The organism is Micromonospora sp. S4605 (assembly GCF_003176715.1).
GTDB lineage: Bacteria > Actinomycetota > Actinomycetes > Mycobacteriales > Micromonosporaceae > Micromonospora > Micromonospora echinaurantiaca.
This window is the reverse complement of sequence record NZ_QGSW01000101.1, coordinates 21,362-32,667: the sequence shown is the minus strand read 5'-3', so window position 1 is coordinate 32,667 and position 11,306 is coordinate 21,362. Positions and strand designations below refer to the sequence as shown.

At 74.3% G+C, this 11,306-nt stretch carries 8 protein-coding genes; all 8 read left to right on the top strand.

Annotation, left to right across the window (positions count from 1 at the left end; all coding sequences use genetic code 11):
• Positions 1-1,808 (top strand): peptidoglycan D,D-transpeptidase FtsI family protein (locus DLJ47_RS06355; RefSeq protein WP_446723535.1); only part of this gene is annotated, 1,808 nt, incomplete at its 5' end.
• Between the two features lie 52 nt (positions 1,809-1,860).
• Positions 1,861-3,420 (top strand): UDP-N-acetylmuramoyl-L-alanyl-D-glutamate--2,6-diaminopimelate ligase, encoded by a 1,560-nt coding sequence (locus tag DLJ47_RS06350; RefSeq protein ID WP_109899132.1) that lies wholly within the window; start codon positions 1,861-1,863, stop codon positions 3,418-3,420.
• On the top strand, positions 3,417-4,823 hold the full coding sequence (locus DLJ47_RS06345) for a UDP-N-acetylmuramoyl-tripeptide--D-alanyl-D-alanine ligase (protein WP_109899131.1): 1,407 nt from the start codon (positions 3,417-3,419) through the stop codon (positions 4,821-4,823). Before DLJ47_RS06350 ends, DLJ47_RS06345 begins: the two co-directional genes overlap by 4 nt.
• Positions 4,820-5,944: a phospho-N-acetylmuramoyl-pentapeptide-transferase gene (gene mraY, locus DLJ47_RS06340; protein ID WP_088992763.1), complete on the top strand. Its 1,125-nt coding sequence runs from the start codon at positions 4,820-4,822 to the stop codon at positions 5,942-5,944. The genes DLJ47_RS06345 and mraY overlap by 4 nt, the downstream gene beginning before the upstream one ends.
• Positions 5,945-6,261: 317 nt before the next feature.
• Entirely contained in the window at positions 6,262-7,677 is a 1,416-nt protein-coding gene (locus DLJ47_RS06335; RefSeq protein WP_109899134.1) for an FtsW/RodA/SpoVE family cell cycle protein, read from the top strand.
• Positions 7,677-8,783 (top strand): undecaprenyldiphospho-muramoylpentapeptide beta-N-acetylglucosaminyltransferase, encoded by a 1,107-nt coding sequence (gene murG, locus DLJ47_RS06330; RefSeq protein WP_088992764.1) that lies wholly within the window; start codon positions 7,677-7,679, stop codon positions 8,781-8,783. The genes DLJ47_RS06335 and murG overlap by 1 nt, the downstream gene beginning before the upstream one ends.
• A 31-nt stretch (positions 8,784-8,814) precedes the next feature.
• A complete protein-coding gene (gene murC, locus DLJ47_RS06325; protein WP_109899130.1) occupies positions 8,815-10,305 on the top strand; it encodes a UDP-N-acetylmuramate--L-alanine ligase in 1,491 nt (496 codons plus the stop codon).
• A complete protein-coding gene (locus tag DLJ47_RS06320) occupies positions 10,302-11,120 on the top strand; it encodes a cell division protein FtsQ/DivIB (RefSeq protein WP_109899129.1) in 819 nt (272 codons plus the stop codon). Before murC ends, DLJ47_RS06320 begins: the two co-directional genes overlap by 4 nt.
• The last annotated feature ends 186 nt before the right edge of the window (positions 11,121-11,306 follow it).

The following is an 11,306-nucleotide window of genomic DNA, read 5'->3' as shown; positions in this document are numbered from 1 at the left end:
CAGCGCGCACCCCGCGCCGGCCGGACCGGGCGGCCGTCCGGCGGCCGGCGCGCAAGCCGCGCCGCCCGCCGAAGCTGGCCGACCCGGGCCGCCGGCTGCGGCTGGGCACCGTGCTGACCCTGGCGCTCTTCGCCACCATCGGCATCCGGTTGGTCTACCTCCAGGCGGTGGAGACCCCGGCGTACGCGGGCGGCGGCGTCGCCGACCGGACCCGGACGGTCACCCTGCCCGCGCCGCGCGGCGCGATCTACGACCGGGACGGCGCCGAGTTGGCGCACAGCGTCGAGGCCCGGTACGTCTACGCCGACCCGACCCAGATCAAGGACCCGCAGGCCACCGCGAAGGCGCTCTCGCCGCTGCTCGGCATCCCCGCCTCCGAGCTGGCCGGGCGGATGGCCCCGCGCAAGCGCCCGGACGGGGTCTGGTCGCAGTTCGAGTACCTGGCCCGCGGGGTGGAGATCGAGAAGGCCCGGCAGATCATGGAGCTCAAGCTGCCCGGCATCAACACCCACCGCGACGAGCGGCGCGAGGTGCCCGGCGGCGACCTGGCCGCCAACCTGATCGGCTTCACCAGCCAGGACATGAACGGGCTGGAGGGGCTGGAGGCCCGCTACGACGACCTGCTGCACGGCGAGGACGGCAAGCGGGTCTACGAGGTCGGCCTGGGCGACCTGGCCGCGCCGATCCCCGGCGGCTACAGCCGCACCACCCCGCCCAAGCCGGGCAGTTCGCTCCAGCTCACCATCGACCGGGACCTGCAGTTCAAGGTGCAGCGGATCCTCAGCGAGGCGATGGCGCAGAGCAAGGGCAGCACCGGCGCCGCGGTGGTGATCGAGGTGGCCACCGGGGAGGTGCTGGCCCAGGCCAGCCACCCGACCTACAACGCCGCCAAGCCCCTGCCGAGCGACCCGGCCGACCGGGAGGACGCGGCCACCAGCTTCGTGGTGGACCCGGGCTCGGTGCACAAGGCGATCACCTTCGGCGCGGCGTTGCAGGAGGGGGTGATCACCCCGGACACCACGCTGCCGATCGCGAACAGCATCAAGATGGGCGACACCTGGTTCTCCGACACCCATCCGGCCAACGGGCGGCGGATGAGCCTGCCCGGGATGATGGCGTACTCGTCGAACGTCGGCACCATCGAGATCGCCGACAAGCTCGGCCGGGACCGGCTGATCGACTACCAGCGCCGGTTCGGGCTCGGCCAGGCCACCGGGGTGGGCATGCCCGGCGAGGCCAGCGGCCGGCTGCTGCCCGCCGACGAGTGGAGCGGGTCGTCGTACGGGTCGGTGCCGATCGGGCACAGCGTGGACGCCACGCCGCTGCAGATGGCCGCCGCGTACGCGACGATCGCCAACAACGGCACCTACGTCCAGCCGCACCTGATCAAGGAGGTGATCGGGCCGGACGGCAAGCGCACGCCGGGCAAGACGCCGGTCACCCGGTCGGTGCTCAGCCCGGAGAACGCGGCAGCGCTGCGCACCATCCTGGAGGCGGTGACCACCGTCGACGGGGCCACCGGTACGGCGGCGGCGATCCCCGGTTACCGGGTCGCCGGCAAGACCGGCACCGGCTGGCGGCTGGTCGACGGGGAGAAGCAGCCGGGCGAGGTGGCGTCGTTCATCGGGATGGCCCCGGCCGAGCAGCCCCGGTACGTGATCGCGGTCTTCGCGCACACCCCGTCGGGCGGGGGCGGGGACATCGCCGCCCCGGCGTTCCGCGAGATGATGCAGTTCACCCTGCACCACTACCGGGTGCCGCCGTCCGCCGCGGGTAAGGCCCCGAAGTTCGTCGTCTATCCCCGCTGACCAGGCATGGCGGGACATCATCGGTGAGTGCGGACGAACCACCGGGGCGGCTGTGCGGCCGGAACCGGACGACCGGGTAGGGTCTGACGCCGTGCCCGGCAATCCTCGCCCCCGTACCGTGATCGGCACCCGGCTCGGCGATCTCGCCGCCCGGCTGGCCGTGGAGCCTCCGGCCGACGCCGCCGACCCGGTGGTGACCGGCATCACGCACGCCAGCCAGGTGGTCCGCCCCGGCGACCTGTACGCGGCGCTGCCCGGCGCCCGCCGGCACGGCGCCGAGTTCACCGCCGGCGCGGCGGCGGCCGGCGCGGTGGCCGTGCTGACCGACCCGGCGGGCGCGCCCGCGGCGGCCGAGGCCGGCCTGCCCGCGCTGGTGGTGCCCGACCCGCGGGCCGTGCTCGGCGCCCTGGCTTCCGCCGTCTACGGCGACCCGACCGAGGCGCTGACCGTGATCGGGGTGACCGGGACGGCCGGCAAGACCTCCACCGCCTACCTGGTCGAGTCCGGGCTGCGCGCCGCCGGCCACACCACCGGCCTGATCGGCACCGTGGAGACCCGCCTCGGCGACCTGCGGATCGACAGCGTGCGCACCACGCCGGAGGCCACCGACCTGCACGCCATGCTGGCCGCCGCCCGCGAGCGCGGGGTCACCGCGGTGGTCATGGAGGTGTCCAGTCACGCGTTGGCCATGGGCCGGGTCGGCGGGGTCCGGTTCACCGTCGGCGGCTACACCAACTTCGGCTCCGACCACCTGGACTTCCACGCCGACTCCGCTGACTACTTCGCCGCCAAGGCGCAGCTCTTCGACGGCCGGTGCGCGGTGGAGGTGCTCAACCACGACGACCCGGCGCTGCGGCCGCTGTTCAAGCCGGCCACCGTGAGCTACTCGGCGGCCGGCGACACCGCCGCGACCTGGTGGGCCGACGGCATCGGCGGCGAAGGGTACGCGCAGCACTTCACCGCGCACGGCCCGGACGGCCTGGCGCTGCCCACCGGCGTGGCGCTGCCGGGGCGGCACAACGTCGCCAACGCCCTGCTGGCCATCGCCATGCTGGTCGCCGCCGGGGTGGACCCGGCCACCGCGGCCGCCGGGGTGGCCGCCTGCGGCGGGGTCCCCGGTCGGCTGGAACTGGTGGCCGACGGCCCGGTACGCGGGGTGGTCGACTACGCGCACAAAGCGGACGCGATCGTGGCCGCGCTGGCCGCCCTGCGGGAGCTCAGCGCGGGCCGGCTGATCTGCGTGATCGGTGCCGGCGGCGACCGGGACCGGGGTAAGCGCCCGGTGATGGGCGCCGCCGCGGCGGAGGGAGCCGACGTGGTGCTGGTGACCGACGACAACCCGCGTACCGAGGACCCGGCGGCGATCCGCGCCGAGGTGCTCGCCGGCGCCCGGGGGGCCGGCACGGCGGCCCGGATCGAGGAGGTCGGTGACCGCCGGGCGGCGATCGACGCGGCGGTCGCGCTGGCCGAGCCGGGCGACGTGGTCGCGCTGCTCGGCAAGGGCCACGAACGCGGGCAGGAGGTCGGCGGCGAGGTGCTCCCGTTCGACGACCGTACCGAGCTGGCCGACGCGCTGCGCGCCCGGTTCGGCGACCTGGCGGGGCACCGGTGATCCCGCTCAGCCTGGCCGAGGTCGCCTCGGCGGTCGACGGGCGGCTGGTGGCCGCCGACCCGGACGTACGGGTCACCGGGCCGGTCGAGTTCGACTCGCGCAAGGTGTCCGCCGGTGCGCTCTTCGTCGCCTTCCCCGGCGAGAAGGTGGACGGGCACGACTACGCCGCGGCGGCGGTCGAGGCCGGCGCGGTGGCGGTGCTCGGCACCCGGGAGGTGCCGGGCGTGCCGATGGTGCTGGTCGGCGACGCGCTCACCGCGATGGGCCGGCTGGCCCGCGCGGTGGTGGACCGGCTGCCCGGCCTCACCGTGGTCGGCCTGACCGGCTCGTCCGGCAAGACCACCACCAAGGACCTGATCGCGCAGCTCGCCGCGCGGCTCGGCCCGACGGTCGCGCCGCCCGGCTCGTTCAACAACGAGCTGGGGCACCCGTACACGGCGTTGCAGGCCGGGCCGGACACCCGCTACCTGGTGATGGAGAAGGGCGCCCGCGGGGTGGGGCACGTGCGCTACCTGTGCGACGTGGTGCCGCCGCGGATCTCCGTGGTGCTCAACGTCGGGGTGGCGCACATCGGCGAGTTCGGCTCCCGGGAGACCATCGCGCTGGCCAAGGGGGAACTGGTCGAGGCGCTGCCGGCGGACGGGCTGGCGGTGCTCAACGCCGACGACCCGTTGGTGGACGCGATGGCGGCGCGTACCGTCGCCCGGGTGGTCCGGTACGGCGAGGCGGCGCACGCCGACGTCCGGGCCGTCGACGTGACGGTGGACGAGCGCGGCCGGCCGGCGTACACCCTGGTGACCCCGGAGGGGGACGCCCCGGTGCGGCTCGGGCTGACCGGGCGGCACCAGGTCTCGAACACCCTCGCCGCCGCGGCGGTGGCCCGGGAGCTGGGCATGCCGCTGACCGAGCTGGCCATCGCGCTGGGTGAGCTGGGGATGGTCTCCACCCGCCGGATGGACGTCTTCGAGCGTCCCGACGGGGTGACCGTGATCGACGACTCGTACAACGCCAACCCCGCCTCGATGGCCGTCGCGCTGCGTGCGCTGGCCGGCATCGGACGGGACCGGCGTACCCTCGCGGTGCTCGGCTACATGGCCGAGCTGGGCCCGTTCGAACACGACGGGCACGCCGAGGTGGGCCGGCTCGCGGCCGAGCTGGGCGTGGACCGGCTGCTCGTGGTGGGCGAGCCGGCCGCGCCGATCCACGAGGGCGCGACTTCGGTAAGTGACTGGGGAGGAGAGTCGGTGCTGCTCACCGATCAGGCGGCGGCCGTCGAGGTGCTGCGGGGCGAGCTACGGCCGGGCGACGTCGTCCTGGTGAAGGGCTCCCGGTACCGCACCTGGGAGGTGGCCGACGCGCTGCGCGCGGACGCCGGGGACGGGACCGGGGAGACCGCCGCATGAGGGCGGTGATCGTCGCCGTCGGGGTCGCCTTCCTCATCTCGCTCTTCTGCACCCCGATCGCGATCAAGGTGTTCACCCGGCTCAAGGCCGGCCAGCCGATCCGGGCCGAGGGCCCGGCCATGCACCAGGGCAAGAAGGGCACGCCGACGATGGGCGGCGTGGTCTTCATCCTGGCCACGGTCATCGCGTACGTCGCCGGGCACCTCGCCCTGACCACCCTGCCGGACCAGCAGATCGCCCAGGTCGAGCCGACCATCACCGCGCTGGTGCTGCTGGGGCTGATGGTCTTCTCCGGGGCGGTCGGGTTCATCGACGACTTCCTGAAGGTGCGCAAGCGGCACAGCGGCGGGTTGAACAAGCGCGGCAAGCTGCTCGGCCAGATCCTGGTCGGCGCGGTCTTCGGGGTGGTGGCGCTCTACTTCCCGAGCACCATGACCGACGCCTCCGGCGCGGTGACCAACACCGAGACCGTCGGCAGCACCACGCTGAGCTTCATCCGGGACATCCCGGCGCTGGACGTCAGCAAGGTCGGCGCGGTGATCATCTTCATCTTCGTGGTGATGGCCGCGACCAACGGGGTGAACCTCACCGACGGCCTCGACGGCCTGGCCACCGGCGCCTCGGTGATGGTCCTCGCCGCGTACGCGCTGATCGCGTTCTGGCAGTACCGGCACTGGTGCGCCGACCCGAACTACACCCAGGACTACTGCTACACGGTCCGCGACCCGCTGGAGATCGCGCTGATCGCCGGGGCCGCCGCCGGGGCCTGCGTGGGCTTTCTGTGGTGGAACACCTCGCCGGCGCGGATCTTCATGGGGGACACCGGCGCGCTCGGCCTCGGCGGGTTGATCGCCGGCATGGCGATGTCCACCCGGACAATCCTGCTGCTGCCGATCATCGGCGGCCTCTTCGTCATCATCACGATGTCGGTGGTCATCCAGATCATCTCGTTCCGGACCACCGGCAAGCGGGTGTTCCGGATGTCGCCGCTGCAGCACCACTTCGAACTCGCCGGCTGGAGCGAGGTCAACATCGTGGTGCGGTTCTGGATCATCGCCGGGATCGGCGTGGCCATCGCCCTGGGCCTCTTCTACAGCGAGTTCCTCGCCGCCGTCACCTGATCGGCCCGCCGCCCCGGCCGCCGCGCGGCCGGGGCGGCGCGGACCCGACCCGCGGGCCGCGGCGGCGTGCGGCACGGGCCGGCCGGGAGCGCCGGACGTGAGTCCGACACGCCGACCGGCCGGTTGCGCCGGTGGCGACCCCCGGAACCCGCGATGATGTCGGGGTGGGGGAGGCGCGAGAAACCGAGGGCACGACCGGGACCAGGGCACGCGCGGCGGCGGGCGGGACGCGTACCGCCGAGGCGGCCGGGACGACCCGCGGGCCGGACGAGCCGGGCGGCGCGGCGGCGCTGCGCGGCCTGGACGCCGCGGGCGGGCTGGCCGCGCTGCGTGGCCTGCTGGACCGCCCGCTGGCCTCCTACTACCTGCTGCTCTCCAGCGCCGGCCTGCTGCTGCTGATCGGCCTGACGATGGTCTTCTCGGCCACCAGCGTCAAGGACTACGCCGAGAACGGCAACGCCTCCGCCTCGCTCACCAAGCAGGCGATCTTCGCGGTGATCGGCATCGGCGCGTTCTGGGCCTGCCAGCGGCTGCCGGCGACCACCTACCGGTCGCTGGGCCGACCGCTGCTCTTCACCGCTGTCGGGCTGCTGCTGGTGCTCAACCTGCTGCTCGCCTACGCCCGGCTGACCGGCCAGGATTCCGCCCGGATCGGCCCGATCGAGGCCCGGCTGCTCTGGCTGTTCATCGGCGGCATCCAGGTGCAGCCCTCGGAGCTGGCGAAGTTCGCCCTGGTGCTGTGGGGCGCGCACGTGATCGCCCGCAAGGGCGCCGCGCTGGGCTGGTGGCGCGAGCTGGCCACCCCGCTCTTCCCGGTGGTCGGCCTGCTCTTCGTGCTGGTCGGCTACAACGACCTGGGCACCATGCTCTGCCTGCTGGCGCTGGTGGTCGGCCTGCTCTGGGCGGCCGGGGTCCGGCTGCGGGTGTTCGGCGCGCTGTCGGTGTTCGGCCTGATCGGCGTCGGCCTGCTGATCGCGGTCGCCTCGCTCGGCGCCGGCTCCGGCGAGCGGGGCGAGGAGAACTACCGGTTCGCCCGGCTGATGTCCTTCTTCAACCCGCCCGCCCCGGAGGACTGCAAGCTGGAGGGCTGCTACCAGATCTTCCAGGGGCGGCTGGCCATCGAGCACGGCGGCTGGTTCGGCGTCGGGCTCGGCAAGAGCAGCCTGAAGTGGAACTGGCTGCCGGAGGCGCACAACGACTTCGTCTTCGCGATCATCGCCGAGGAGCTCGGCGTGGTCGGCTGCGCGGTGGTGCTCACCCTGTTCGCCGTGCTGGCGTACACCGGGCTGCGCATCGCCCGCCGGGTGGACGACCCGTTCCGGCGGCTCGCCGCGACAGCGGTGACCACCTGGCTGGTGAGCCAGGCGGTGATCAACGTGGGCGGCGTGGTCGGGCTGCTGCCGATCACCGGCCTGCCGCTGCCGTTCATCTCCGACGGCGGCAGCGCCCTGGTCGTCACGCTCGCCGCGGTCGGCATGCTGGCCTCCTTCGCCCGGGCGGAACCCGACGCGGCCAGAGCACTGCATGCCCGTCCGCCGGCCCGATGGGTCCGACTAGTGTGGGCCCCGTTGCCACCGCTTCCCGCGCGGCGCCGCCGGACGGCGACCCCGCCGGCCGCCCGAGGGTCCGTGCCCCGGGCGCGGGAGCGGCGGCAGGACGACCAGGCCGCACCGCGCGGCGGCGTCCGGGCCACCCGGACCCGCGGCAGGTCGGCGGACGAGAGGAGACGGTGATGGGTCCGCTGCGTTCGGTGGTGCTCGCGGGAGGTGGCACCGGGGGGCACATCTACCCGCTGCTCGCCTTCGCCGACTGCCTGCGCCGACACGACCCCGGCGTCCGGATCACCTGTCTCGGCACACCCAAGGGCCTGGAGAACGAGCTGATCCCGCCGCAGGGCTACGACCTGCGCCAGATTCCCGCCTACCAGCTGCCCCGGTCGGTCAACATGAACCTGGTGAAGACGCCGGGCCGGATGTGGACCGCGGCCCGCGCCGCGGGCAAGGTGATCGACGAGGTGCGCGCCGACGTGGTGGTGGGCTTCGGGGGGTACGTCTCGGTGCCGGCCTACCTGGCCGCCTGGCGCCGGGAGCTGCCGATCGTGATCCACGAGGTGAACGTCCCGCCGGGCGTGGCCAACCGGCTCGGGATGAAGTTCACCAAGCATGTGGCGGTCGGCTTCCCGCACCAGCCCGCGCAGGCCGAGTCGCTGCGCGACGCCCGGGTGGTCGGCGTGCCGCTGCGCCAGCGCATCGCCGGGCTGGACCGGGCCGCGCTGCGCAACGCCGCCCGGGCGCACTTCGGGCTCCGTCCCGACCTGCCGGTGCTCTTCGTGGCCGGCGGCTCGCAGGGCGCCCGGTCGATCAACCTCGCGGTCGCTGGCGCGGCCAAGGAACTGGCCCGGCACGGGGTGCAGGTGCTGCACGTGATGGGCGCCCGCAACGAGCCGGTGCCGATCCCCACCGACCTGCCGGTGCCGTACGTGACCCTGCCGTACCTGTCCGAGATGGAGCTCGGCTACGCGGCGGCCGACCTGATGCTGGGCCGGGGCGGGGCGATGACCTGCGCCGAGGTGGCCGCGATCGGCCTGCCCGCCATCTACGTGCCCTACCCGCACAGCAACCAGGAGCAGAAGCGCAACGCGCTGCCCGTGGTGGAGGCCGGCGGTGGGCTGCTCGTCGACGACGCCGAGCTGACCCCGGACTGGCTGGAGCGCACGGTGATCCCGCTGATCCGCGACCCGCACCGGCTCGCCGCGATGGGCGCCGCCGCGGCCGGGTACGGGCGGCGGGACGGCGACGAGGCGCTGCTCGACTTCGTCTACGAGGCGGTGGCCCGATGAGGCGGCACACCGCGACCGGAAGGCAGCTGTCATGAACACCGCGCAGTTCACCCCGGCCGGCACGCTCACCGCGGAGGACCTGGGCACCATCCACCTGATCGGGGTCGGTGGCGTCGGGATGAGCGGCCTGGCCCGGCTCTTCCTCACCCGGGGCATCCCGCTCTCCGGCAGCGAGCTGCGCGAGTGGCCCTCGCTGGCCGGGCTGCGCGCGCTCGGCGGCACCATCCACATGAGCCACGAGGCGAGCAACCTCGACGGCGTGGACACCGTTGTCTACTCGTCGGCCATCCCACAGGACCACCTGGAGTTGGTCGAGGCGCGCCGGCGCGGGCTGCGGGTGCTGCACCGCTCCGAGGCGCTGGCGGCGGCGATGACCGGTCGCCGGACGGTGGCGGTCGCCGGCACCCACGGCAAGACCACCACCACCTCGATGGTCACCATGGTGCTCCAGCAGGCCGGTACGGACCCGTCCTTCGTGATCGGCGGGGAGATCTCCGAGGTCGGCTCCGGCGCGCACCACGGCACCGGCGACCACTTCGTGGTGGAGGCGGACGAGAGCGACCGGTCCTTCCTGATCTACCGCCCGTACGTCTCGATCATTACGAACATCGAGGCGGACCACCTGAACACCTACGGCGACCTGGCCAACCTGGAGGCGACCTTCGCCGAGTTCGCCCGGCTCACCGACCCGGACGGGTTCATCATCACCTGCGCCGACGACCCGGGCGGGCGACGGCTGGCCGAGACGTTGCGCGCCGAGGGGCGCCGGGTGCACACCTACGGCGAGGCGGCCGACGCCGACCTGCGGCTGACCGAGATGGTGTCGTCGGCCCGGGGCGTGCGCTACCTCGCCAGCATCGACGGGCGGTCGCTGGGCGAGTTCCGGCTGCCGGTGCCGGGGCGGCACATGGGGCTGAACAGCGCCTCCGCGGTGCTGGCCGCGTACCTGCTGGAGCTGCCGCTGGAGGCGGCGGAGGCCGCGCTGGCGGTCTTCCCCGGGGTGCGGCGGCGCTTCGAGCGCAAGGGCGTCGCGGACGACGTGCTGGTCTACGACGAGTACGCCTACCACCCCACCTCGATCACGCTGGCCCTGCAGACGCTGCGCGAGGTGGCCGGGGACGGCCGGTTGATCGTGGTGTTCCAGCCGTACCGGCTCTACCGCACCCGCGACCTGCAGGCGGAGATCGCCGAGGGGCTGGCCATCGCCGACGAGCTGGTGCTGCTGGAGGTCTTCGGCCCTGGTGAGCTGCGCCAGCCGGGAGAGGGGTCGGCGGCGCTGATCGAGGCGGTGCCGCTGCCCGCGGAGCGGAAGGTCTTCGTCGACTCCTGGGAGGCGGCGCCGGCGGAGGTGGCCCGGCGGGCCCGGCCGGGCGACGTGGTGGTGACCATGGGCGCCCCGCCGATCTCGCTGATGGGTGACCAGCTGTTGGCGGCGTTGGCGGCGCGGCGCGGTGGCCCGGCCGCGGACACCCCGGCGATCGGTGGGGTGGTCCCGGACGGCACGGCGCCCACCGCGGGATGAGTCCCGGCCCGGCCCGGGGGCGGACCAGCGGCGCGGACGGTGGCGCCGGCCGGCGTGGTCCGGTCCGGCGCTGGCAGCTGGTCCGGGCCGGCAGTGACGCGGTGCCCGCGTCCACCCGCCGGTTCATGGCCCGGGCCCGGCGGCGGCGGATGCGCGCGGCGCTGCCCTGGGCGGTGGCCGCCGGGGTGCTGGCGCTGGCCGGGCTGGTCGCCTGGACCCTGCTCGGCACCGGGCTGTTCGGGGTGCGCGAGGTCCGCGTCGAGGGCGCCGACCTGGTGACCCCGGTGGAGGTACGCGACGCCGCCGAGGTGCCCGACGACGTCCCGCTGGCGACCGTGGACCTGGCCGATGTGGCGCGCCGGATCGGCGCGCTGCCCCCGGTGGAGCGGGTGACCGTGTCCCGGGACTGGCCGGACGCGCTGGTGGTCCGGGTGACCGAACGCACCGGCGTGGCGGTGGTGCCGCGGGGCGAGGAGTTCCTGGTGGTCGACGGGGCCGGGGTGGTGTTCCGGACGCTGCCGCGGCGCCCGGCGGAGCTGCCCCTGGTCCGGGTCGCCGATCCGGGGCCGGACGACCCGGGCACCCGGGCCGCGCTGGACGTGCTCGCCGCGCTCACCCCGCAGCTGCGGGCGGAACTGGTGGACGTGACGGTGGAGGGCCTGGCCCGGATCAACCTGCGGCTGCGCGACGACCGGACGGTGGTCTGGGGGGACGCCACCCGGGGCCCGGACAAGGCCCGGGTGGCCACCGCGCTGCTGGGTCGCAAAGCCGACACCATCGACGTCAGCGCGCCGGACGTGGTGACCTTCCGGTGAGCCGCCGGTCAGCGTGGCGGCCGGGCCCGGTCCGCCCGGCGTGACCCGTTCCGCTCCGGGCGGCGACACGCCGGTCAGGTCCTTGGCTCATCGCGCGGGGGCGCTTACGTTGCCCCGAAGAGGATCAGTGGTTGACATAACTGTAAGCCTCTAGTAGAGGGTGAGGGTTCGCCCCTGACCCTCCAC